24 protein-coding genes are annotated in these 24080 nt (G+C 63.1%); 5 read left to right on the top strand and 19 right to left on the bottom strand.

Going from position 1 to position 24080, the window contains the following annotated elements; translation table 11 throughout:
- Positions 1-5: 5 nt before the first annotated feature.
- The 7 genes from NKJ64_RS09790 to NKJ64_RS09760 form a co-directional block, all read right to left on the bottom strand.
- The gene (locus NKJ64_RS09790) at positions 6-908 is read right to left on the bottom strand and encodes an alpha/beta fold hydrolase (protein WP_352462443.1); all 903 of its coding nucleotides are present in this window, start codon (positions 906-908) and stop codon (positions 6-8) included.
- Between the two features lie 70 nt (positions 909-978).
- A complete protein-coding gene (locus NKJ64_RS09785) occupies positions 979-1755 on the bottom strand; it encodes a DUF8605 domain-containing protein (protein ID WP_245261307.1) in 777 nt (258 codons plus the stop codon).
- Positions 1756-1861: 106 nt separating this feature from the next.
- Positions 1862-2638: a pyrroline-5-carboxylate reductase gene (locus tag NKJ64_RS09780; RefSeq protein WP_023668939.1), complete on the bottom strand. Its 777-nt coding sequence runs from the start codon at positions 2636-2638 to the stop codon at positions 1862-1864.
- Between the two features lie 23 nt (positions 2639-2661).
- A complete protein-coding gene (locus tag NKJ64_RS09775) occupies positions 2662-3540 on the bottom strand; it encodes an aldose 1-epimerase family protein (RefSeq protein WP_023668938.1) in 879 nt (292 codons plus the stop codon).
- A gap of 174 nt (positions 3541-3714) precedes the next feature.
- Positions 3715-4431, bottom strand: coding sequence for a Bax inhibitor-1/YccA family protein (locus tag NKJ64_RS09770; protein WP_023668937.1), 717 nt, complete (start codon positions 4429-4431; stop codon positions 3715-3717).
- Positions 4432-4487: 56 nt separating this feature from the next.
- Positions 4488-5264, bottom strand: a complete 777-nt coding sequence (locus tag NKJ64_RS09765; protein ID WP_352462441.1) for an anti-sigma factor family protein — start codon at positions 5262-5264, stop codon at positions 4488-4490.
- Entirely contained in the window at positions 5261-5794 is a 534-nt protein-coding gene (locus NKJ64_RS09760; RefSeq protein WP_023668935.1) for a sigma-70 family RNA polymerase sigma factor, read from the bottom strand. The genes NKJ64_RS09765 and NKJ64_RS09760 overlap by 4 nt, the downstream gene beginning before the upstream one ends.
- Before the next feature lie 175 nt (positions 5795-5969).
- Between NKJ64_RS09760 and NKJ64_RS09755 the strand changes: the two genes are divergently transcribed.
- The 3 genes from NKJ64_RS09755 to mazG all read left to right on the top strand — a co-directional run bounded on the left by NKJ64_RS09755 (position 5970) and on the right by mazG (position 8622).
- Entirely contained in the window at positions 5970-6407 is a 438-nt protein-coding gene (locus tag NKJ64_RS09755) for a DUF3592 domain-containing protein (protein WP_352462440.1), read from the top strand.
- Positions 6408-6536: 129 nt separating this feature from the next.
- Complete coding sequence (locus NKJ64_RS09750) at positions 6537-7721, top strand: amino acid aminotransferase (RefSeq protein ID WP_352462439.1); 1185 nt, start codon at positions 6537-6539, stop codon at positions 7719-7721.
- Positions 7722-7797: 76 nt separating this feature from the next.
- Positions 7798-8622 carry a nucleoside triphosphate pyrophosphohydrolase gene (mazG, locus tag NKJ64_RS09745; RefSeq protein ID WP_023688462.1) on the top strand — a complete coding sequence of 275 codons (825 nt, stop codon included), beginning with the start codon at positions 7798-7800 and terminating at the stop codon, positions 8620-8622.
- Between the two features lie 6 nt (positions 8623-8628).
- Here the strand turns inward: mazG and hflX are convergent, their stop codons facing one another.
- The 8 genes from hflX to dusB form a co-directional block, all read right to left on the bottom strand.
- Positions 8629-10020, bottom strand: a complete 1392-nt coding sequence (hflX, locus tag NKJ64_RS09740; RefSeq protein ID WP_352462437.1) for a GTPase HflX — start codon at positions 10018-10020, stop codon at positions 8629-8631.
- Positions 10021-10266, bottom strand: a complete 246-nt coding sequence (hfq, locus tag NKJ64_RS09735) for an RNA chaperone Hfq (protein WP_006202172.1) — start codon at positions 10264-10266, stop codon at positions 10021-10023.
- A 145-nt stretch (positions 10267-10411) separates the two neighbouring features.
- Complete coding sequence (locus tag NKJ64_RS09730; RefSeq protein WP_023755217.1) at positions 10412-11272, bottom strand: D-amino-acid transaminase; 861 nt, start codon at positions 11270-11272, stop codon at positions 10412-10414.
- A 102-nt stretch (positions 11273-11374) separates the two neighbouring features.
- Positions 11375-12736 (bottom strand): nitrogen assimilation response regulator NtrX, encoded by a 1362-nt coding sequence (gene ntrX, locus NKJ64_RS09725; RefSeq protein WP_023668929.1) that lies wholly within the window; start codon positions 12734-12736, stop codon positions 11375-11377.
- Positions 12726-15014, bottom strand: a complete 2289-nt coding sequence (locus tag NKJ64_RS09720; protein WP_023688460.1) for a sensor histidine kinase NtrY-like — start codon at positions 15012-15014, stop codon at positions 12726-12728. The genes ntrX and NKJ64_RS09720 overlap by 11 nt, the downstream gene beginning before the upstream one ends.
- A gap of 144 nt (positions 15015-15158) precedes the next feature.
- The gene (ntrC, locus tag NKJ64_RS09715) at positions 15159-16616 is read right to left on the bottom strand and encodes a nitrogen regulation protein NR(I) (RefSeq protein ID WP_023691281.1); all 1458 of its coding nucleotides are present in this window, start codon (positions 16614-16616) and stop codon (positions 15159-15161) included.
- Positions 16613-17758 carry a two-component system sensor histidine kinase NtrB gene (locus NKJ64_RS09710; RefSeq protein ID WP_352462436.1) on the bottom strand — a complete coding sequence of 382 codons (1146 nt, stop codon included), beginning with the start codon at positions 17756-17758 and terminating at the stop codon, positions 16613-16615. Before NKJ64_RS09710 ends, ntrC begins: the two co-directional genes overlap by 4 nt.
- Complete coding sequence (gene dusB / locus NKJ64_RS09705; protein ID WP_352462435.1) at positions 17755-18777, bottom strand: tRNA dihydrouridine synthase DusB; 1023 nt, start codon at positions 18775-18777, stop codon at positions 17755-17757. The genes NKJ64_RS09710 and dusB overlap by 4 nt, the downstream gene beginning before the upstream one ends.
- 139 nt (positions 18778-18916) lie before the next feature.
- Between dusB and NKJ64_RS09700 the strand changes: the two genes are divergently transcribed.
- Both NKJ64_RS09700 and NKJ64_RS09695 read left to right on the top strand, forming a co-directional pair.
- Positions 18917-20140: a bifunctional 2-C-methyl-D-erythritol 4-phosphate cytidylyltransferase/2-C-methyl-D-erythritol 2,4-cyclodiphosphate synthase gene (locus NKJ64_RS09700; RefSeq protein WP_023752290.1), complete on the top strand. Its 1224-nt coding sequence runs from the start codon at positions 18917-18919 to the stop codon at positions 20138-20140.
- The gene (locus tag NKJ64_RS09695; protein WP_023682551.1) at positions 20137-20646 is read left to right on the top strand and encodes a CinA family protein; all 510 of its coding nucleotides are present in this window, start codon (positions 20137-20139) and stop codon (positions 20644-20646) included. Before NKJ64_RS09700 ends, NKJ64_RS09695 begins: the two co-directional genes overlap by 4 nt.
- On the opposite strand, the gene NKJ64_RS09690 is transcribed toward NKJ64_RS09695, so the two are convergent.
- The 4 genes from NKJ64_RS09690 to lpdA all read right to left on the bottom strand — a co-directional run bounded on the left by NKJ64_RS09690 (position 20622) and on the right by lpdA (position 24075).
- Positions 20622-21083 (bottom strand): type II toxin-antitoxin system RatA family toxin, encoded by a 462-nt coding sequence (locus NKJ64_RS09690; protein ID WP_023710532.1) that lies wholly within the window; start codon positions 21081-21083, stop codon positions 20622-20624. The genes NKJ64_RS09695 and NKJ64_RS09690 overlap by 25 nt on opposite strands.
- A gap of 11 nt (positions 21084-21094) precedes the next feature.
- A complete protein-coding gene (gene lipA, locus NKJ64_RS09685) occupies positions 21095-22060 on the bottom strand; it encodes a lipoyl synthase (RefSeq protein ID WP_023668921.1) in 966 nt (321 codons plus the stop codon).
- Between the two features lie 207 nt (positions 22061-22267).
- On the bottom strand, positions 22268-22525 hold the full coding sequence (locus tag NKJ64_RS09680; RefSeq protein WP_023668920.1) for a GlsB/YeaQ/YmgE family stress response membrane protein: 258 nt from the start codon (positions 22523-22525) through the stop codon (positions 22268-22270).
- Positions 22526-22626: 101 nt separating this feature from the next.
- Positions 22627-24075, bottom strand: coding sequence for a dihydrolipoyl dehydrogenase (lpdA, locus tag NKJ64_RS09675; RefSeq protein WP_023825582.1), 1449 nt, complete (start codon positions 24073-24075; stop codon positions 22627-22629).
- Positions 24076-24080 lie beyond the last annotated feature (5 nt).

Below are 24080 nucleotides of genomic sequence, written 5' to 3'. Positions count from 1 at the left end.
GGGGTCTACGCCCGGCCGGCCTCCCTGCCCGTCCCTTTCGCTTCCTGACTGTGGACGCGCGCCAGGAAATCGCGCACCAGCGGAAGTGCCTCATCGAAATGCGTTTCGAGCAACCAGTGGCCGGCGCCATCGATCAGATGAAGCTCCGCTTCCCGCAAATCGCGCTGGTAGGCATGCGCCGATTGTGCCGGCATGTAACCATCCTCGGGGCCCCAGACGATGAGCGTTTGCGGTTGGTGCTCGCGCAGATAGCTCTGATAGCGCGGGAACCAGCCGAGGTTCGCCTCCAGCTTCTCCATCAGGCCGACCGCGAGCCGCCGGCGGATCGGCGTGTCCATCAAAGGCCAGTGGAGTTTCCAAAGATCGGGAGGCACGCGCTCGGCTACAGCGTAATCCACCTCTCCGACAAACTCGTGCCGGAAGCCCTCCTCGCTTACCGCCTCTTCCAACGGCCGGTGCTTTTCGGGCGTCTTTTCCTTCCAATAGGCTTTTATCCCAGCGTATTTCGGCCCGAGAACATCCTGGTATATATCGCCGTTCTGGATGATGAGTGCCGCGATGCGCTCGGGATGTGCGATGGCGTGGCGCAGTCCGATCTGAGAGCCATAATCGTGCAGCCAGAGCGCATAGCGCGACGTGCCGAGCGCATCGGCGAAAGCTGTCAGAAACCCGGCATAGGCATCGAAATCATAGCCAAAGTCCGACATTTCGGGCGTGCCGCTGTAGCCAAAGCCGGGAAAGTCCGGCGCGAATGTATGCCAGCGATCGGCAAGTGCCGGCATCAACCGTCGGAATTGATAGGACGAGCACGGATAGCCGTGCGGCAGGAGAAGGACGGGAGCATCAGGCGGGCCGTCTTCGCGATAGAAGATGCTGTTTCCGTCAATGTCGATCCGGCGATGTTGCAATTATACCTCCTTGCTCAAAGCTTGCCCGCCACTTTGTTTACGGCGCTCGGGCAAGAAGGTTCCCTTGAAGTCAGGGCGTGACGGCTTCCGGCTCTCCATTGCCCGACAGGATCTGCAGCGTTCCGCGCGTGGCGTTGCGGAACGCATCGTCGAAACTGACGCCACGTACCTGCCAGCGATACTCCTTATCCTTGAAGCTGAGCCGCCAGTCGCCGACCCAGCCCAGCGCTTCCTGGCGCCATACCAAAGTGCCGGCAAGCAGGGCGTCCCCATCCAGCGTGTTGGCCACGTCGGCGAGCGCGACGTCGGACGGCCGAGGCAACTCCAGCGGCAAACCGGTCCGGTGCGCCGCGTCCGCCAGCGCAACGCGCATATCCGCCGCAAGCTCGCCGCCGCCATCGCGCACCAGCGTGAAGCCGTCGCCTTTCATCGGCCTTACATCCAGCAGTGCGACCATTTTTGGCCGCGGCACCGCCCACGGTTTGCGCCCGAGCGACGCCAGCAAGGCATCGATCTTGTCCGGGTCGAAATCGGCGGTGATGTAATGCGGCCGGTCGTGGGTGCCCTGCTCGTCATGCGGCGGGCGGTTGTTGAGCAGGTCGCGGTAGCCGACACCAGTGACATAGTCGGCCGCGTGCCGGCTCATGTCCGCAACACGCGGGTCGCCGATCAGCCGCGGGTCGCCGGAAACCTTGACCAGCACCTCTTCAAGGCACGGCGCCAGGCCCCAGGCCCGGTTCTCCTCGCCAGTGCCGCTGGTCACCGATTGCGCGCGGTAGAGGCTGGCGCGGTCGATGTCGGCGGCAGCGACCGGAAAGACAATCAGCACAGCCAGCGCCGCTGCCACAAAGCCCAATTTCAAGCATCCAGGCACCCGCCGACCCTCCCGAACGGTCCGGAACATCCGTTGGAGCCATACTCCTGATCATCAGGGAATTTCAAGGTACCGCCCATCAAGGCGTATCGCCGACGATGCGCCGGTGTACGCCGTCCAGGCTCTCGGTGAGCGCCTCGAACATGTTTCGCGCCGTGAGTTCGCGAAGAACCTGTTCGTTGATGCCGCCGCGCGTCGCATAGTCCTGCGCCAGATGCATGAAGTCGGCATCCGGCGACATATCAGGAGCGCATCCCAAGGCTTTGAAAAGCGAGGCGATGTAATCGCGCCCCTTCCCTTCCTCCACGCCATTCCTCTTGAGCCAGCTGTTAATCGTATCGAGATATCTAAAGTAGCTGGCATAGGTTGCGGTGGCCACGCTCAACGCGTTGAATTCGGCTGGGTTCTCGACCTCGATCACTTTCCCCAGATTGCCGAACAAGGCAGCGACAGTGGCATCCGGCGGGCAGATGATCGTTGCCCCCAGCCGGTGGGCGATCATCGGCATGGGCAGCGCTTTCGTCACCTGGTGCGCGGGTGCGGTCAAGCGGGCAATCTCCTCGCGCGGCAGCGTGGCGATCAAGCTGATGAGGTGATGCTCGCGCCGAAACCGCAAACCCGGCAGGACGTCATGCGCAATTTGCGGCCGGACAGCCAGCATGACCAGGTCGCATTGATCGAGAACCGCCTGATTGTCATCAGCGATACGCACATCCGGATAACGGGCTGCCAGCTCTGCGGCGATCTCTTCATTGCGCGGCGACAGCAGCACGGAGACGGAGTTATCCGCGACGGATTTGAGCCCGCTGACAATGGCCGCTGTAAGGGCACCCGTGCCGATGAAGCCAAGTTTCATCGCGCCTGTCTCTGGTTCATCGGTCACAGCGGCGCATGCTCGAGCCGTACCTGATAGCTCAGCACGCGCTTTTCACCGGGCGCGATCAGCATCACGCCCGGCTTGTCCGCGAACTCGCCATCGAAATCCACGGGGCTGGCAAGCCCGTGCCAGGGTTCGATGCACAGGAACGGAGCGCCGCCCGGCTTCGACCAGATGCCCAATTCCTTAAAACCCTGCCACGACATCTCGATCGCCGCACCGTTCGCGGCGGCATAGCGCACGCTGGTGCTGGCCGGCCGGTCGAGGATCACGGCGTCTGCCTCGAACAGCTGTTCGGAAAGCGCCAGCGTTTTGCCTTCGATAGGCGTCGGCCGCGGTGCAGCCAGCACCAGGCCATCCTTCAGCCGGCGGATCGGCGCCGGCTCGTCCTGGGCAAAGGTCAGGTGGTAGTCTGTCTTGGCGAGCCCCGGCTGCAATGGCCAATTGAAAGCCGGATGTGCACCGATGGAGGCTGGCAGCGTCTCGTCGCCGGTGTTGGCAATCTCGAAGCTCACACCAAGTTCGCGACGCTCGAGGGTGTAGGTGATGGCAAGGCGAAAGGCGAACGGATAGCGCGTGCGTGTATCGGCATCGTCGGTCAACACCAGCGTGCAGGATCGGGGGCTCGCGTCAGCCCACACAAATGGCTTGTCGCGGGCAAATCCGTGCTGCGTCAGGGGATAGACCCGGCCCCGATGGCGAAGCTGGTCCCCCTTCAGCCGGCCGACGATCGGAAACAGCACCGGCGAATGCCGCCGCCATTCCGGCCCGGCCTGCCACAAAAACTCCAGACCCTCGGCATTGCGCAAGGAGACGAGCTCGGCCCCCTGCCCGACAATGGTTGCCGAGATGCCGTCGCCCTGAAGCGTCACTTGTTCCATGCGTTCTCGCGGAAAGCTGCGTGCGAGCGGCAGGTTAGCAAAAGCCCGCATGGACTCAAGGGCGCAGCGACATCGCGCTGATAGAGGAGCGATGTCTCCACGCCAAAACGACAGTGGCCGGAGATTCTCCTCCGGCCACTGCGAGATCGAGATTGTTGCCTTGCTACGGTTCGACTATTCGCGTTCGCCGGTGAAGTTCAGCAGCAGCTGGAAGATGTTGACGAAGTTCAGGTAGAGCGACAGCGCGCCGAAGACGGCGAGCTTCTGCTGCGATTCCGCGTCGAAATTCTCAGCATACTGTTCCTTGATCGTCTGCGTGTCCCAGGCGGTCAGGCCAACGAACACCGCGATGCCGATCACCGAAATGGCGAACTGCAGCGCGGTCGAGCCGAGGAAGATGTTGACGACGCTGGCGATCACCACGCCGATCAGACCCATGATCAGGAACGACGAGAACTGGGTCAGGTCGCGCTTGGTCGTGTAGCCGTAGAGGCTGGTGGCGCCGAACATGGTGGCGGTGATGAAGAAGGTGCGCGCGATGCTGGTGCCGGTGAAGACCAGGAACACCGAAGCCAGCGACAGGCCCATCACCGCGCAGAAGGCCCAGAACATCAACTGGGCGCTCGCCGCCGACATCGTCTGCATCTTGAACGAAAACAACAGCACGAAGGCGAGCGGCGCCAGCATCACCACCCATTTCAGCGGGCTGGAAAAGATCGGCACGTAGAGGGCCGGCGTCGAGGACACCACCATGGCAACGATGCCGGTGACGACGAGGCCGATGCCCATATAATTGTAGACGCGCAGCATGTGGCTGCGCAGGCCCTCGTCATAGACGGCGCCGGCGCGCGCGCCAGTGCCCATGCGGTATCCGAGGTCAGGGGTATTCATTGCGGGTTCTCCTTATGTGGTCTCAGTAAAGCGTCTTGATCAGTAAAGTGTCCTGATCAGTAAAGTGTCTTGGCAAGCGTCTCGGCGGTGCGGTCGAGGTCGTGGACATCGCTGCGCGCGACGACCGCGTACGCGACCTCGCCGATCTGGAAATAGACAGAGGAGATGTCGCCGGAGGGCGCGATGGCAGGCTTGACCACGTCGAAGGTTCCGGGCCGGATCGCAAACAGCGAGACCAGCCCCATATCCTTCGTCTCCAGCGCCACCTCGACGCTCGGCCCGAAGCGCGACGGATAGATCTGGACGTCGCGGACCTTCCAGTCCTTGGGCAGCGATGGCATGACGATTGCGGTGGCGGCGCGGATTTCGTCGCCATTGTAGTTGGGCGCCTCCAGCTGCGAGGGCATCGCCTCGCGCATGAGCGTCGTCTTGTGCGCCCGGATCGCTTCTTCGACATAGGCGGGCGGCGGCGGCGAAGCCACGACCTTGGTCACCAGCAGCGGCCCGAAGAGGCCGTTCGCCAGCCAGCCGGCAGCGACAAAGATGGCGACCGCGGCCGCCCGCTGCAGCACGGCGAAGACGCGGCGACTGGCCAGCCCCCTGCCCAGCCGGCGCGCGACTTCAGTCGTCGCCGGCCGCGCCATGCCTGTGGAAGCAGCCAGCGCCAGGCGCAGTTCGTCGCGCGTCCTCAAGTCGGACATCACCCGCGCCGCAGCCTCCGGACGAGCCGACAGGAACGCCTCGACCTCGATGCGGCGCGCGACATCCAGCTGGTCGTCGACATAGGCGTCGAGATCGGTATCGGTCACCGGGTCCCGCAACAGGTCGGTCATGACGGGTCTCCCACGATCCTCAGATGGCTTTTGGCCGGCGAAGGTGCAGCGTTTTCCATCTCGCGCAGTGCTGCGCGCGCCCTGCCGATACGCGACATCAGCGTGCCCAGCGGCACCCCGCTGGCGTCGGCGGCCTGCTGGTAGGAAAGGCCCTCGATGGCGACCAGATGCAGCGCCGAACGCTGCTCCTCCGGCAGACTGAAAAAGGCCTCGCGCACCTGCGCCAGTCGCACGGAATGTTCCTGCGGCGCCGGCGTGCTGGCATCGGTGAGATAGCCGGCCTGCTCGACACGCGCTGATTCCGACCGGCGCGAGCGCATCTTGTCGATGAAAGCGTTGTGGACGATCGACAGCAACCATGCCCGCAGATTGCCGCCCGAGCGGAATGTGTCGCGCCGCTCGTAGGCGCGCACCAGCGCATCGTGCACCAGATCCTCGGCGTCAGTGCCGTCGCGCGTCAGCGAGCGTGCGTAGCGCCTGAGCGAACCCAGCTGTCCGACAATATCGAAGCGTGGCATCGACCGTTTCATGCCCCGTTTACGAAACAGGCGGGGATCTTAATCCATCGCCACGAAAACTTTTTTGCGTCGCCACAATAGGCATCATGCAATCAGAAGTCCGCTGCGCACTTACCCATCTCCCGTGCGGCAGATGTTTGCTTTATGGATGAAGTCTAGCCTTATCCGTCTGTCCCAGGAGCAAAAGATGGCCAATGGTAGTCGTGTAACGGGTTTTGCAGCGTTGCCGATCGTCGGCAGGGTGTTCATCATCTTTGGCATTGTCGGACTGACCGCTTCCGGCGTGCTGGCCATCGTCGAGATGTACGGCCCTCGTACCGCTTCGGCGACAGGCAGGATTGTCGCCGCCGAATACAATCCCCGCATCGAGTTCTCGACCGCCGACGGCACCGTCATCCGCTTCAACAATGCCGTCCACAGCTCGTTCTGGGGTGATGGCGACAGCGTCCCTGTCGCTTACGACCCAACCAATCCGCAAAATGCCTCCGTCGACAGCTTCGCCGGACGCTGGTTCCTTGCCGGGCTGGCCGGCATGCTCGGCGGTTTCTCCCTGCTGACCGGCATCGGTCTCGCCGTGATTGGACGGGTGCTTATCCGGCGGATTGGAATGAACCCGTCGCCATAGCCGCCGACCCCTGCCGTACAGACAAAGCTTGGCGTAACGGTCCAGTACGCTAGCGGACTGGCGCAGATGGAAGCACTGGCGAAACGCGGCCGCTTTGCGTATTACTCCGCCGCCATTGGAGCCGTATTGATGTTCGAGACCCTGCAACCTGCCCCGGCCGACAAGATCATCGCCTTGATCGGCCTCTATCGCGCCGATCCGCGCCCCGGCAAGATCGATCTCGGCGTCGGCGTCTACAAGGACCGCGACGGCAGGACGCCGGTCATGCGCGCCCTGCGCGAGGCCGAGAAGCGGTTGCTGCAGGACCAGGACACCAAGACCTATCTCGGCCTTGCCGGCGACACCGGCTTCAACACGGCGATGGTCAAGCTGGCCTTCGGCCCCGCTGCCGACATGACGCGCATCCGCGCCGCGCAAGCGCCTGGCGGTTCCGGCGCGCTGCGGCTGGTGGCGGAGCTGTTGAAGCGGACCCGCCCCGACGCAACCGTCTGGCTGTCGGACCCGACATGGCCGAACCACCCGCCGGTGATGCGCGGGGCCGGCCTCAAGGTGCGCGATTATCCCTATTTCGATGCCGTTTCCGGCGCGGTGCGCTTCCACGAGATGCTGGCAACGCTTGGCGCAGCCGAGCCCGGCGATATCGTGCTGCTGCATGGCTGCTGCCATAACCCGACCGGCGCCAATCTCGATATCGCGCAATGGGCCAGCGTCACCGATCTTGTCGTCGAGCGCGGGCTGTTGCCCTTTGTCGACATTGCCTATCAGGGCTTTGGCGAAGGCCTGGACGCCGATGCGGCCGGCTTGCGCCTTCTCGCGGGCAAGGTGCCTGAAATGGTCGCTGCCTCGAGCTGCTCGAAGAACTTTGCCGTCTACCGCGACCGCGTCGGCGCGGCGATGATCCTGGCGAAGGATAGCGCGCAAGCCGATGTCGCGATGAGCCAGATGCTGGCGGCGGCGCGCGCCATGTATTCGATGCCGCCGGACCACGGCGCCGCCGCCGTGCGCATGGTGCTGGAAGATGATGGCCTTCGCGCCGACTGGGAGGCGGAGCTGGAGGAGATGCGGCTGCGCATGCTGAGGCTGCGCGTCCAGTTCGCCGACGCGCTGCGCCGGCAGTCCAACTCCGACCGCTTCGACTTCATCGCCAGCCATCGCGGCATGTTTTCCAGGCTTGGCCTGACCGAGGCGCAAGTCGAGCGGCTGCGTGCCGAGTATGGCGTCTACATGGTCGGCGACAGCCGCATCAACGTCGCCGGCCTGCCCGAGGACGGCATGGATGACCTCGCCAAGGCGGTTGTGTCGGTACTCGGCTGAAGCTCGCTGTGGACAATCTTCCCTCTCCGGCTGACGCCGTTGGCCGCACGACAGGCAGCGGGATAGCATTCGCCGCATGAAACCTTCGCGCGACATTTCCCGGCTGATCGAGATCATGGCGGCGCTCAGGGCGCCGAAGACCGGTTGTCCCTGGGACATCGAGCAGGATTTCTCGACCATCGCGCCCTATACGATCGAGGAAGCCTATGAGGTGGCCGACGCCATTGCGCGCGGCGATCTCGACGATCTGCGCGACGAACTCGGCGATCTCCTGCTGCAGGTCGTCTACCACGCGCAGATGGCTGAGGAAGCCGGCGATTTTGCCTTCGGTGATGTGGTCGAGGCCATCACCACCAAGATGATCCGGCGCCATCCGCATGTCTTCGGCGACGAGAAGGCGCGCAGCGCCGGCATGGCAAAGGGCATGTGGGAAAAGATCAAGGCTGAGGAAAAAGCCGAAAAGCGAAGTGCGCGCCTCGCCCGCGGCCTCGACCCCGAAGACCATGGCAAGGGTTTCCTGGACAGCGTGCCCGTCGCCCTGCCCGCTTTGACTCGTGCGCTGAAGCTGCAGGAAAAGGCAGCGCGTGTCGGTTTCGACTGGAGCGAGGCAGCACCCATCCTCGACAAGATCGAGGAAGAGATCGGCGAGCTGCGCGAGGCACTGGCTAAGGGCGAAACGGCTGAGATCAAGGACGAATTCGGCGACATGCTGTTTGCAGTCGTCAATCTGGGGCGTCACCTCAAGCTCGATTCGGAAGCGGCGCTTAGCGGCACCAACGAAAAGTTCCGCTCGCGCTTCCACTATGTCGAGCGCGCGATCGATGCATCGGGAAGCACGCTCGAAAAAGCCACGCTGGACGAGATGGAAGTGCTCTGGCAGCAGGCCAAGGGCGTGAAATAATCAGGCTTACTGCCTGTTTTTGCGGTGCAATCGGCTTTCGATCTCTTGCCGGGCGGTGTGCGTGGCCCTGAGTGCGATGGTCGCGCTGCCATCCTCATTGTCTACCCGTGAAACGACGTCGCCATTGCGGTATAGCCAGTCGACAAGGCCGAACTGCGGCGGTTCGATCGTCACCGTCAATTCCTCGAGTTCGCCCGACATCCTGGTCTCGATCAGCGCCTTCAGCGCATCGATGCCTTCGCCGGTGACCGCCGAGATGGCGATCGGCGGCGCCTTGTTGGCGTCAGTGCCGTCGGCGAGCAGGCGCTCCCGGTTGCCGTCGTCGAGAAGGTCGACCTTGTTCCACACTTCGACGACGCGCTTGGCATCGCCGGCATCGACGCCGAGATCGGCGAGAATGCGCTCGACGTCCTCGGCTTGCGCTGCGGTATCCGGATCCGAGATATCGCGCAGGTGGATGACCAGATCGGCCTCGACGACCTCTTCCAGTGTGGCCCGGAAGGCGGCGACCAGATGCGTCGGCAGGTCCGAAATGAAGCCGACTGTGTCCGACAGGATAATCGGCGTGCCGTGCGGCAGGCGCACGCGGCGCAGCGTCGGGTCGAGCGTTGCAAACAGCATGTCTTCGGCCAGCACGTCGGCCCCGGTCAGCCGGTTGAACAGCGTCGACTTTCCGGCATTGGTGTAGCCGACGATCGCCACCACCGGGAACGGCACCTTCTTGCGCTTGGCGCGGTGCAGGTCGCGGGTGCGGCGCACCGTTTCCAGCTCGTGCTTGAGCTTGATGATTTTTTCCTGCAGCTGCCGCCGGTCCGACTCGATCTGGGTTTCGCCGGGGCCGCCGAGGAAGCCGGCGCCGCCGCGCTGGCGTTCAAGGTGGGTCCAGCTCCGCACCAGGCGGCCCTTCTGGTAGTTGAGATGGGCAAGTTCGACCTGCAGCGTGCCCTCCTTGGTCCGCGCGCGCTCGCCAAAAATCTCCAGGATCAATCCGGTGCGGTCGAGCACCTTGGCATTCATTTCTTTTTCGAGATTGCGCTGCTGCACCGGCGTCAGCGGATGGTCGACGATGACCACCTCCGCGTGACCCTCTTTGACGATCTCGGCGAATTCCGCGACCTTGCCGCTGCCGAGCAAGGTTGCCGGGCGTGGATCGTTGACGGTGACCACCGCCGTGTGGATCAGATCCAGGTTGATGGCGCGGGCAAGGCCGACCGCTTCGTCGTGGCGCGCATCCGCCGAACGCGTCAGCCGTGGACGGTTCGTTTCGTCATCGTTGCGCTGATGCCGGGTAAGCACCGGCACAATGACAACCGCCCGGGTCGGACCTGTGGCTTCCGTCCCGGAATTATGTGCTGGTTTCCCGCGGACGCCGCGGTCCGCGTCTTTTTCACGTGCCAATCAGGCGCCCTGGCTTTCCTCGCCATCGAACATCTGAACCGGCTGGCTCGGCATGATCGTGGAAATGGCATGCTTGTAGACGAGCTGGGAGTGGCCGTCACGGCGCAGCAGAACACAAAAATTGTCGAAGGAAGTGACCACGCCGGTCAGCTTGACGCCGTTGATGAGAAAGATGGTGAGTGGATTTTTGCTCTTGCGAACAGAATTCAGGAACAGGTCCTGAAGGTTTTGCGATCGTTCCGCCATTGTTCTTGTCTTTCGCCGATCCCCTTCGGTTTGCAGGCTAATGCGCCAAATTAGCGGGCACATGTCAAGCTTGCAAACACCCCCTTGCCGTCAGTAACGACAAGCAGAACGAGATATATTGATGTGCAGTCCGTCTGTGCGGTTATCAGGCTGGACTTTTTTCCGCAACGTCAAAAAAGGCTTGCCGCAATGAAAGTGTTATCGAACCGGGGTGCCCATTGGCGACCGCGGCACCGTCGATTGCCACGACCGGCATGGCGATTGTCGTTGCCGAACTGATGAAAGCTTCTCGCGCCGCCTTGGCTTCAGTGACTGAAAACCCGCGCTCCTCGATCGTCAACCCGAGCTTTGCCGCCACTTCGAACATGGTCGTGCGGGTGATGCCGCGCAGGATGCCATGCTCCGCCGGCCGGGTGACCAGAACGCCGTCCCTTGTAACGATCCAGGCGTTGGACGAGCCGCCCTCCTTGACGTTGCCATCGGTGTCGACGAACCAGGCTTCCTGGGCGCCGGCCTCCTTGGCTTTCTGCTTGGCCAGCACGTTGGGCAGCAGGCCGGTGCTCTTGATGTCGACCCGGTCCCAACGGTTTTCCGGCACGGTGATGACCTTGATGCCCGCCTCGGCTCGCTTGGCGGCCGCCGCCGGGTCGGCCTTTCTGGCCGTAATCACCAGCGATGACGGTGTATCGGCCGGGAAAACGAAGTCGCGGCTGGCAACACCGCGCGTAACCTGGACATAGACCAGGCCGTTGACGACGTGGTTGCGCCGGACGATCTCGCGCAGAAGAAGCGGCAGCACGCCCTTGGTGACCGGCCAGTCGATCGACAATTCGCTAAGCGAGCGGTTCAGCCGGGCAAGATGGCGCGGCATGTCGACGATAAAGCCCTGCGCCACCTCGCAGACCTCGTAGACGCCGTCGGCGAATTGATAGCCGCGATCCTCGATATGCACGGCAGCGTCGGCATGGGCGACATAGCGCCCGTTCACATAGGCAATGCGCGGCATGGGTTATCCCTCAGAACAGTCTCGCTATTTCTAGGCGATTCCGCCGCTGCCGTAACCGGCAATTGCACGGGCCACGGCCCGCTGGACCAACAACAATGGGGATCAGACCCCCAGCGACTTCAGTTTCCGGTGCAGCGCCGAGCGCTCCATGCCAATGAATTCCGCCGTCTTCGAGATGTTGCCGCCGAAACGGTTGATCTGGGCGATCAGATAGTCCTTCTCGAACTGTTCGCGCGCCTCGCGCAGCGGCAGCGCCATGATGTGCTGGTCGGACTGGTTCGGCGTGCGCGGCATGACATCGCCGATCTCCGACGGCAACAGGTCGGCGGTGATCGGCGCATCGATATCGTCGCCACGCGCCAGGATCATCAGCCGTTCGACATTGTTGCGCAGCTGGCGGACATTGCCCGGCCAGTTGTGCGCCTGCAGCACGGCAAGCGCATCGTCGCCGATGCGGCGCGGCTTGATGCCGGCCTGGCGAGCGATCTGCTTCATGAAATTGTCGACGAGATAGGGAATGTCCTCTCGCCGCTCGGCCAGGCCCGGCACCATGACCGGAACCACCGCCAGGCGGTGATAGAGGTCTTCGCGAAAACGGCCGTCGGCGATCATCGCCTCCAGGTTCTGCGAGGTCGAGGAGATGATGCGGACGTCGACCTTGACCCGCTTGGTGCCGCCGACCCGCTCGAACTGCTGTTCGACCAGCACGCGCAAAATCTTGTTCTGCGTCTCGCGCGGCATGTCGGCCACTTCGTCGATGTAGAGAATGCCGCGGTGCGCCTCTTCAAGCGCGCCGACCTTGCGCTCGGTGCCGTTCGATTCGGTACCGAACAGCTCGATCTCCATGCGCTCGGGCGTGATGTTGGCCGCGCTCAGCGTCACGAAGGGCGCGCCCTTGCGCGTCGACAGCGTGTGGATGGCGCGCGCGGCGAGCTCCTTGCCCGAGCCGGACGGACCGATGATCATGACGCGGCTGTTGGTCGGCGCCACGCGCTCGATGGTCTGGCGCAGCTGGCTCATCGCCGACGACATGCCGATCAGGTCGAAGGTTTCGCCGCTGCGCTGCTTGAGGTCGGACACCTCGCGCCGCAATTTCGAGGTTTCGAGCGCCCGCTCGGCGATCAGGATCAGCCTGTCGGCCTTGAACGGCTTCTCGATGAAATCATAGGCGCCGCGGCGGATGGCCGACACCGCTGTCTCGATATTGCCGTGGCCGGAGATCATCACCACCGGCAGGCTCGGATGCATCGTCTTGATCTCGTCGAGCAGCGCCAGCCCGTCGAGGCGCGAGCCCTGCAACCAGATGTCGAGGAAAATCAGCCGCGGCGCCCGGTCGGCGATTGCCGCGAGCGCGCTGTCGGCATCGAATGCCGTGCGGGTTTCATGCCCTTCGTCGCTCAATATGCCCGCGACGAGTTCACGGATGTCTTCCTCGTCATCGACGATGAGAATATCAGACGCCATTACCGACCTTTTCAGTTTCTCGTTCGTGTTCCGTTTCGCCTTGACCGCGTGGCGGCGCGGTTGCGGCAGCTGGCGGCAGGATGATCGAGATCATCGCGCCGCGTCCACCGTGGAAATCCGCGGGCGCATCGTGCAATTCGAGCCGCCCGCCATGGTCCTCCACGATCTTCTTGACGATGGCGAGACCGAGCCCGGTGCCCTTCTCGCGCGTCGTCATGTAGGGCTCGAGCAGCCTTTGGCGGTTCTCGCGCGGCAAGCCTTTGCCATTGTCGATGACGTCGATTCTGATCGCGCCATTCTGCCGGGCAGCTTGAATCCGGATTATGCCGTGCGAACCGTCCTTTTGTTCCAGCCCGTCAATCGCCTCGGCCGCGTTCTTGATGACGTTGCCGAAAGCCTGCGCCATCAATCGGCTATCGAACGTGCCCTTGAGCGGTTCGTTGCCGAACACGCGTTCGAAAGCAATGTCGGCGCGGCTGACTTCGACCAGGAACGACGCCTCGCGCAGCGATTCACGCAGATCGATGGCTTTCATCTCGGGCTTGGGCATGCGGGCGAAAGCCGAGAACTCGTCGACCATGCGGCCGATATCCTCGACCTGCCGGATGATCGTGTCGGTGCACTGGTCGAAAATCTCGCGGTCCTCGGTGATGACCTTGCCGAAGCGTCGCTTGATGCGCTCGGCCGAGAGCTGGATCGGCGTCAGCGGGTTCTTGATTTCATGTGCGATACGCCGCGCCACATCCGCCCAGGCCGACGAGCGCTGTGCCTGGACCAGATCGGTGATGTCGTCGACAGTCACGACGTAGGATTTCTCCTCCTCGCCGTCGTCGCCGGCCTCGATGGTGATCTGCACGTTGAAGGTACGCTCGGCGCCGGTGCGATAGAAGGTGACCTGCTCGCGATAGACCGGCTTGCCGGATTTGCGGCCGATCTCGAAGACACGGCCGACATGCGGTAGCACGGCGGACAGGTTCTGCCCCAGCGCCGCCGTGGCCGATATGGCCAGCATCGTTTCGGCCGATTTGTTGACGATGGAGACGATGCCGTAGGGATCGACGCCGATGACGCCGGCGGTGACGCCGGCCAGCACCGCTTCCGAGAAACGACGCCGTTCGTCGATCAAATCCTTGGCCGACAGGATCTCGTTGCGCTGCGATTTAAGCTCCAGCAGCATCTTGTTGAACGTATCGCCAAGCGAGGCGACATCGCCGTCGGAAGGCCGTACCGGCACGGCGACATCGAGATTGCCGGTCGCAACCTCGTCAGCCGCGCCGATGAGCTGACGGATGGGCCGCACCAGACGGTCGGCCACCGCTATGCCGGTCCAGATGGCCGACAGGATGATGATCAGCGTCAGCGACAGATAGGGCAGCGCGAACGCCACCTGCGACGTCCGCCTGTTGTCTTCCAGGCCGCGATATTCGGCGGTGTTGGACTGGACGATCGCCCTCGCCTTGATCACTTCGGGGTCGACCAGGCGATTGGTGTAGAGGTAGAGGCCTTCGATCTCCCGCAGCTTGATGATGGCGCCCATGATGTTGCGCGTCTTCGGCTCGATCAGCACCGGCTTGCCGTCGGCCGCACTTGCCACCGCGCCCTCAGGCGGTGCCGGCATGGCGAAGTCCGCATCGGTCTGGGCACTCACGACAAAGGAGCCGTCTTCCCTGACCAGCGCCGCATGCACCAGGCTTCTGCCCACGGCTTCCTTGTTCATCAGGTCGAGAAAGCCGGTTCGATCGAGGCCGTAAAGCGTGCGCGACGCATCGAGATCGTAGGCCATCGACAGCGTCGTGCCCTGAAGATTGCGAGCGTTTTCCTGCACATAGGCGTCGGCGATCGACAGCGACGAGTTGACGATCGCCTTGGTGCGGATCTCGAACCAGCGGTCGAGGCCGATATCGAGCGTGATCGAGGCGATGATGGCCACCATGATGGCTGGGATGGCCGCGACCAGCGCAAACATCGTCACGATGCGCACATGCAGCCGCGAAGCCGCCTTGCCGTGCCGGCGCGCCATGGTGATGCGATGCACCTCTCGGCCGACGAGGGCAATCAGCGCCAGCACAAATAAGGCATTGGCCGCAATCAGCGTCAGCGTTGTGTTTGCGTCTGGCGTGATCGGCGTGGCGCCGACAAGAATCGCAAACGAGATTGCCGCCGTAACCAGCGCGCCGGCAATTGCCACAACGCCAGGCAACGCAAGCAGCCGCCGTCCATCCCTCTGGCCGGGTCTGCTGAAAAGCGGTTCGTTTGATGTCAGAGCTTGCGAAGCCATGTCGCCGTCTAAGAGCCAGTGATTGCGTCGGATGTATGCAACGCATTGTGGCGATTATGCAACAAGTGTGGCCGTGACGGAAATCTTTCGGCCGCCGATCCCCTGAAAAGGGGACGACCTCGCGTCACTTCGGGCGCCAGGCGCTCATGATCTCGACGATTTGTAGACGTTGACGCCCAGCTCGCGAATCTTCTTGCGCAGCGTGTTGCGATTCAAGCCGAGCAATTCGGCCGCCTTGATCTGGTTGCCGCGCGTTGCCGTCATGGAAGCGAGCACCAGCGGATATTCGACCTCGGACAAGATGCGTTGATAGAGACCTGCCGGCGGCAAATCACCGGCAAAAGAGGCGAAATAGCGCTGCAGGAAGTGCTCCACCGCCTGGCCGATGGACAGATCGTCCGGGATCAAATTGCCGCCGCCGGGAACGACCGGCCTTTCGCCTGTCTTCAGTTCGGCCTCGATGATCTCGGCTGATATTTCGTCCTGCGAATAGAGCGCCGCAAGCCGGCGCACCAGGTTTTCCAGCTCGCGCACGTTTCCCGGCCACGGATAGCGCTTCATCAATTCGATGCCGCCGGTCGAAATGCGCTTGGTCTGCAAGCCTTCGCTGGCGCCGATCTTGAAGAAATGCCGCACCAGATCGGGAATGTCTTCCGATCTCTCACGCAAACCCGGCAGCCGAAGCGGCACGACGTTCAGGCGATAGAACAGATCCTCGCGGAAAAGCCCCTGGTTGATCAGCGTGCGCAGATCCTTGTTGGTGGCGGCGACGATGCGCACATCGGTCTTGATCGGCGTGCGCCCGCCGACAGTGGTGTATTCGCCTTGCTGCAGCACGCGCAGCAGCCGCGTCTGCGCCTCCATCGGCATGTCGCCGATCTCGTCGAGGAACAGCGTGCCGCCCTCGGCCTGCTCGAAGCGGCCTGTCGAGCGGTTCTGTGCGCCGGTGAAGGCACCCTTCTCATGACCGAACAGTTCCGATTCGATGAGGTCGCGCGGGATTGCCGCCATGTTGATGGCGACGAACGGACCGCCTCGGCGGCGGCCATATTCGTGCAGCGCGCGCGCTACCAATTCCTTGCCGGTGCCGGACTCGCCCGAGATCATCACCGTCAGATCCGTCTGCATCATGCGCGCCAGCATGCGGTAGATGTCCTGCATGGCGGCCGAGCGGCCGACCAGCGGCATGGCGTCAGGCTGTTCTTCCGGTCGCGTATCGATCTTCGGTCGGCGCGGCTCTGACAGCGCACGATTGACGATGTTGAGCAGCTCGGTCAGGTCGAACGGCTTCGGCAGATATTCATAAGCACCTGTTTCGGAAGCACGAATCGCCGTCATGAAAGTGTTTTGCGCGCTCATCACGATGACCGGCAGCTCGGGCCGCGCCTTCTTGATGCGCGGCAGCATGTCGAAGGCGTTCTCGTCCGGCATGACAACGTCGGTGATCACCAGATCGCCCTCGCCCGCCGCCACCCAGCGCCACAGCGTCGAGGCGTTGGAGGTCACGCGCACCTCATGGCCGACGCGCGACAGCGCCTGATTGAGCACGGTGCGGATGGCCGCATCGTCGTCGGCGACGAGAATATTGCCGCGAACCGTCATTTGCGGTCTCCTTCGCCTTCATCATCGGCAGTGTCGATGGGTGTTTCTTTCCAGGCCGGCATCAGGATTCGGAAGGTGGTGCCGCGCGGCGTCGAATCGCATTCGATGATGCCGCCATGCTCGCCGACGATTTTCGCCACCAGCGCCAGGCCGAGCCCCGAGCCGTTCGGCTTGGTGGTGATGAACGGATCGAACAGGATCGGCAGAATGTCTTCCGAAACGCCGGACCCATTGTCGCGCACGCAGAATTCAAGCGGTAGCGACACGCGGTCCTGGGTTCCGGGAACGGAAACGCGGATGCCCGGCCTGAACGCGGTCGACAGCACGATCTCGCCCTGCGGGGCGCCGCCGATCGCCTCGGCGGCGTTCTTGACCAGGTTGAGAAACACCTGGATCAGTTGGTCGCGGTTGGCGAAAACCGGAGGCAATGATGGATCATAGTCCTCCAATATCCTGATTCTCTTGGCAAAACCGTTCTTGGCGATTGCCTTCACATGATCCAGCACGACATGGATGTTGACAGGATAGCGGTCAATCGGCCGCTCGTCGGAAAACACTTCCATGCGGTCGACGAGGGAGACTATGCGATCAGTCTCGTCGGTGATGAGGCGGGTCAGCGCGCGATCCTCGTCGGACGCCGAGAGTTCGAGCAGCTGTGCGGCGCCACGTATGCCGGACAGCGGGTTCTTGATCTCATGTGCCAGCATGGCGGCAAGGCCGGTGACCGAACGCGCGGCACCCCTGTGTGTCATCTGCCGGTCGATCTTGTCGGCCATCGAGCGTTCCTGGAACATCACCACGATCGAGCCTGGGAATTCCGGCACCGGCGCGACATAGAGATCGACGACCTTCTCGATGCCGAGACGCGGCGACGACACGTCGACACGGTATTCGTTGACCGGCGCACGGCGCTCGCGCACCTGGTCGACCAGTTGCAACAGCGGGCTGCCGAACGGGATCAGTTTGGACAGTGTGTTGCGTGCCAGCATGTTGGCGCTGGAGCGGAAGAAGTCTTCCGCGTCGGCATTGGCGTAGGTGATGAACCCGTCCGGATCGACCATGATGACCGGACGGCGGATGGTGTTCAGCACGATACTGGCGGCATCCGCCATGTCGGAGCTCGGTGTGACGGTGGCGTTCATGCGGCGCTCCGCAAGGGCGTGGCTTCGCCGGAAAACACCTCATGCAGCAAGGCAATGACGCGGGCGGGTTCGAAAGAGGTGAGGATGGCTTTCCGCCGCTCATCGGAAACGCCAGCAGAGTGGCGGTCGAGATACCAGCCGAGATGCTTGCGCGCCTGGCGCAAGCCACTTTCGACGCCGTAAAGCGTCAGCATGTCTTCGTAGTGGGAAACGATGTAGTCCGCCATGGCTTGCGGGCTTTCCGGCACGCCGGAGGGCGCGTCGCCCGCAGCCGTTGCCGCGATGTGGCCCGCCGTCCATGGCGCGCCATAATGCGCACGACCGATCATCACCGCGTCGGCGCCCGACTGTTCAAGGATTTCGGCGGCCTCCGCGGGCGAGCCCACATCGCCATTGGCGACGACCGGGATCGAGACGACGTCCTTGATGCGGGCGATGGCGCCCCAATCGGCCTTGCCTTGATAAAACTGGCAGCGCGTGCGCCCATGCACGGTCACCATTTTAACACCGGCCTCTTCGGCGCGGCGCGCCAAAACGGGTGCATTGAGCGCATTGTCGTCCCAGCCGAGCCGCATCTTGACCGTGACCGGCACCTGGACCGCGCCGATCACCGCTTCGATCAGCGACAGCGCGTGGTCGAGATCGCGCATCAGCGCCGAGCCGGCATAGCCGCCGGTCACCTTCTTGGCCGGGCAGCCCATATTGATGTCGATGATGTCGGCGCCCTCGCCGGCAGCGATGCGCGCGCCCTCGGCCATGTGCTCGGCCTCGCGGCCGGCAAGCTGGACCATATGGACGGGCAGCCCGGAATGACGGATGCGCAGGTCGCAGCCGGCCCTGCCCTTGGCAAGCTCGCCGCTCGCCACCATTTCCGACACGACCAGGCCCGCGCCATGCGCGTAGGCGCGCTGCCGGAACGGCTCGTCCGTTATTCCCGACATGGGCGCGAGGAAGACGCGGTTGCGGATCGTCACGCCGCCAATGTCGAGCGGCGAAGCCAATTTTGTCACTTCAGGCATGCACAAAAACCAAGCATATCGGATTGCTGCACATTCTCTAGCCATAAGAAAGGCATTGTGCAACGCGCAATGACGTCACATTGCGGCGCATTTGGGAAAATGCTGGCCTTCGCCATAAGCCGCGACTAAGCCTCTTGGCATGACAGACGCAAGCGAAAAACCGGCCGAGGCGACGACCGACAAGGTCGGCTTGGTCATCGTTGCCGCCGGTCGCGGCGCGCGTGCCGGAAAGGCCGACGGGCCGAAGCAATATCAGCGCATCGGTGGCCGTGCCGTGATCGCGCGCACGCTGGAGACTTTCCTGGCGCATCCCGAAATTGGCCCCGTCGTCGTCGCCATCCATGCCGATGACCGAGCGCTTTTCGACAAGGCAGCCGGCGCGTATGCCGAGCGGGTTACCGCCGTGGTCGGTGGCGAGTCGCGCCAGGCCTCGGTCCGGCTCGGCCTGCTGGCGCTGAGGGAACGTACGCCCGGCCGTGTCCTTGTCCATGACGCGGTGCGGCCGTTTGTCGACACGGCCCTGATCGACCGTATCATCGCCGCCATTGGCGAGCGCCAGGGCGCGCTGCCCGCTTTGCCCGTCGCCGATACGCTGAAGCGCGAGTCGGGCACCGGCATGATCGAGGAGACGGTGCCAAGGGCCGGCCTTCATGCCGCGCAGACGCCGCAGGGCTTTCCGTTCTGGCCGTTGCTCGCCGCGCATGAAAAGGCCCATCATCTCGGCAAGGCGGATTTCACCGACGATGCCGCGATCGCCGAATGGGCGCATATTCCGGTGAAAATCGTCGAGGGATCGCCGGACAATGTCAAATTGACCTGGGCAAGGGATATCGCGATGGCGGATCAACGGCTTACTGGCGAGCGTTTTCCAGACATTCGCACCGGCAATGGCTATGACGTGCACGCCTTCGAGGCTGGCGACCATGTCACTTTGTGCGGCGTCGCCATCCCGCACGGCAAGAAGCTTTCGGGCCATTCGGATGCCGATGTCGGCCTGCACGCGCTGACCGATGCGCTGCTCGCCACTTGCGGCGCCGGCGACATCGGCACGCATTTCCCGCCTTCCGATCCGCAATGGAGGGGCGCGGCGTCGAAGATCTTCGTCGAGCATGCGGCCAGGTTGGTGCGCGAACGCGGCGGCCGCATCGCCAATGCCGACATCACGCTGATCTGCGAGGCGCCGCGCGTCGGCCCGCATCGCGAGGCCATGACCAACGCGTTGTCGGCGATACTGGGCATTTCCAGCGATCGCATCTCCATCAAGGCGACGACCAACGAAAAACTCGGCTTTGTCGGCCGCGAGGAAGGCATCGCCGCCATCGCCACAGCCAGTGTCGTCTTCCCCGGGGAGGTTCCCGCATGAACAACAGCGATCTTGCCAACGCCCTGCTCCAGGTCTGCCAGCAGCGCGGCATCATGCTGGCGACGGCCGAGAGCTGCACCGGCGGCATGATCATCTCGGCACTGACCGACATTGCCGGCTCGTCCGCTGTCGTCGATCGCGGCCTCATCACCTATTCCGATGAAGCAAAGATGGAGATGCTCGGCGTCTCGCCCGCCACACTCGAGGCGCATGGCGCCGTCTCGCGCGAAACGGTTCTGGAGATGGCGGCGGGCGCTCTGGCGCGCTCGCGCGCCGGGCTGGCGCTTGCCGTCACCGGCATTGCCGGCCCAGGCGGCGGTTCGCCGGAAAAACCGGTCGGCCTCGTCTGGTTCGGAGTTGCCCTAAGACGTGGGCCGGTGGCTGCCGAGCTCAATATGTTTGCCGACAATGGCCGCGACTTCATCCGCCGTGAGACGGTCAAGCATGCGCTGGAGATCGGCCTGCGCGCGCTCGGCGACACTCATGAGATGGGCGTCGTTCCGTAGATGACGTCCGCACGTTTTTCGAAGGCTTCGGAAAACATGCGGAAGGCGCGATCGAACATGGTGCCCATCAACACGCCGAGGATACGGCTCTTGAACTCGTAGTCGATGAAGAAGCGGACGTTGCAGCCGCCGCCGTCGGCCGGCTCGAAGCGCCAGATATTGCTTAGATATTTAAACGGCCCATCGATGTATTTGACGTCGATGGTGTTCTCGTCCGGCTTCAACAGCACTTGCGTCGTAAAGGTCTCGCGGATCGCCTTGTAGCCGATGCTCATATCGGCGAGGAGAATGGTGCGGCCATCACGCTCCTTGCGAGAGCGCACCGTCAGCGCCTCGCACAGCGGCAGAAATTGCGGATACGTCTCGATATCGGCGACCAGCGCAAACATCTGCTCCGGCGTGTGGGCAACGCGGCGTGTGGCTTCGAATTTCGGCATTGAAGCAGGATTTAACTCGCTTTTTTGAGCTGCGCCTCACGCGCCGCCCGCAGCCTGGCGAAATCGTCACCGGCATGATGCGAGGAGCGCGTCAGCGGGCTCGACGCCACCAGCAGGAAACCCTTGGTCTTGCCGATCGTCGCGAAGGAGCTGAATTCCTCCGGCGTGACGAAGCGGATCACCGGGTGGTGCTTCTTCGACGGCTGCAGATACTGGCCAATGGTCATGAAGTCGACATTGGCCGAGCGCAGGTCGTCCATCAGCTGCAGGATCTCGTTGCGCTCTTCGCCGAGGCCGACCATGATGCCGGACTTGGTGAAGATCGACGGGTCGAGCTCCTTGACCCGCTGCAACAGCCGGATCGAGTGGAAATAGCGAGCACCCGGCCGCACCGTCAGGTAGTTCGACGGCACGGTTTCGAGATTGTGGTTGAAGACATCGGGCTTGGCCGCCACGACGATCTCCAGCGCGCCCTCCTTGCGCAGGAAATCGGGCGTCAGGATTTCGATCGTGGTCAAGGGCGTCGCTGCTCGGATCGCCCGGATAACCTCGGCGAAATGCTGCGCGCCGCCATCGGCGAGATCATCGCGGTCGACCGAGGTGATGACGACATGGGTCAGCCCCATCTGCTTGACGGCATGCGCGACACGCGCCGGCTCATCGGCATCGAGCGCGGTGGGAATGCCGGTGGCGACATTGCAGAAGGCACAAGCGCGCGTGCAGATCTCGCCCATGATCATGAAGGTGGCGTGCTTCTTTTCCCAGCACTCGCCGATATTGGGGCAGCCGGCCTCTTCGCACACCGTGACCAGCTTGTGCGACTTCACGATCTCGCGGGTTTCGGCATAGCCCTTCGACATCGGCGCCTTGACGCGGATCCAGTCGGGTTTGCGCAGCACGTCCTGATCAGGCTTGTGTGCCTTCTCGGGGTGCCGCAGGCGCGGCGCGTTGGCGATCGTGTCGAGAACAGTGACCATCTCAAACCTGACTTGTTGGCGTCTGCCCGTCGGCATTCGCCCTTCTGGCGTCATCTAGGGCTTTTCGGTGCAAAGAAAAAGGCTGCGGCGGCGCATGCCGCCACAGCCTTTTTCGCATAGCGGGGATCCAGAGCAATTCCAGGAAAAGTGTGACACGGTTTTCCGTCCGGAATTGCGTCAGAAGAACGAGAGAAACGGCGAGCCGTTTTATCGGCGTATCAGCCGCCCGGCAAAGATCAGCAGGCAGGCGCCGATGAAGCCGGTGATCAGGTAGGCGAGCCAGCCGACACCGAAGGGTTCGATGTTGAGCGCCCTGAGAATTGCGTTCAGCACCACCGCGCCGACAATGCCCATAATGATGTTCATCAAGACGCCGGTATTGCTCTTCATGACCATCTCGGCCAGCCACCCGGCCAAACCGCCGATGATGATGGCCGCAATCCAGCCCACGCCATTCACGTCCATATGCCAACTCCTCCAGTGTCAGGTGAAAATGCATCCGGAAACGAACTGTCTGCCGTAAGGTTCCTCCGGCGCATGCGTCTGAGTCTCGCGGCAGCAATTTATCACGCGTTGAGCGCACGGCCATAGGCATCGAGCACGCTTTCCTTCATCATCTCCGACAGCGTCGGATGCGGGAAGATGGTGTGCATCAGTTCTTCCTCGGTGGTCTCCAGGTTCATCGCCACGACAAAGCCCTGGATCAGCTCCGTCACCTCGGCGCCGACCATATGCGCGCCGAGCAGCTGGCCGGTCTTCTTGTCGAAGATGGTCTTGATGAAGCCCTGGTCCTCGCCAAGCGCGATCGCCTTGCCGTTGGCGCCGAACTGGAAACGGCCGACGCGGATGTCCTTGCCTTCGGCCTTCGCCTTGGCTTCGGTGAGCCCGACCGAGGCGACCTGCGGGTTGCAATAGGTGCAGCCCGGGATCTTCAGCTTGTCTGTCGCATGCACGCCGGGGAAATTGGCGATCTTCTCGATGCAGACCACGCCTTCATGCTCGGCCTTGTGGGCGAGCATCGGCGGTCCGGCGACATCGCCGATAGCGTAGATGCCGGGCACATTGGTCTTGCCGTAGCCATCGATGACGACGCAGCCGCGGTCCGTCTTCACGCCGAGCGTCTCGAGGCCGAGATTCTCGATGTTGCCCTGCACGCCGACGGCCGAGATCATGCGGCCGGCGGTGATCTTCTCGACCTTGCCGTCCTTCATCTCGACATGGGCGGTGATCGAGTTGGCACCCTTCTCGACCTTGGTCACCTTGGCCTCGAGGATGATTTTCATGCCCTGCTTCTCGAACTGCTTCTGCGCGAATTTCGAGACCTCGGCATCCTCGACCGGCATCACCGCCGGCAAAAGCTCGACCACCGTCACCTCGGCGCCCATGGTGCGGTAGAAGGAGGCGAACTCAATGCCGATGGCGCCCGAACCCATGACCAGCAGCGATTTCGGCATCTCCTTCGGCACCATCGCTTCAAAATAGGTCCAGATCAGTTTGCCGTCCGGCTCGATGCCGGGCAGCGCGCGCGGCCGGGCGCCGGTGGCGAGAATGATGTGCTTGGCGGTGTAGGTCCCCTCGCCCTTGACGCCCTTCGGCACCGGCGGCTGCGGCTCCATCGGCTTCTTGGCCGTCTTGGAAACGACGATTTCACCTGGCTTTGAAAGCTTGGCCTCGCCCCAGATGACGTCGACCTTGTTCTTCTTCATCAGGAAGGCGACGCCGCCATTGAGCCTCAACGACACTTTGCGCGAGCGGTCGACGACAGCGGCGGTGTCGGCGCTGACCTTGCCGCCTTCGAGCTTCAGGCCGTAGTCTTTCAGATGATCGGAATAGTGCATGATCTCGGCCGAGCGCAGCAGCGCCTTGGTCGGGATGCAGCCCCAGTTGAGGCAGATGCCGCCGAGATGCTCGCGCTCGACGATCGCCGTCTTGAAGCCGAGCTGGGCGGAGCGCACCGCCGTGACATAGCCGCCGGGGCCTGAGCCGATGATTATGACGTCGTAGGATTCAGCCACGGGGT

This window comes from Mesorhizobium sp. M0062 (genome assembly GCF_040323125.1).
In the GTDB taxonomy this organism is placed as follows: Bacteria; Pseudomonadota; Alphaproteobacteria; order Rhizobiales; family Rhizobiaceae; genus Mesorhizobium.
This window is presented reverse-complemented; position numbering and strand designations above follow the sequence as displayed.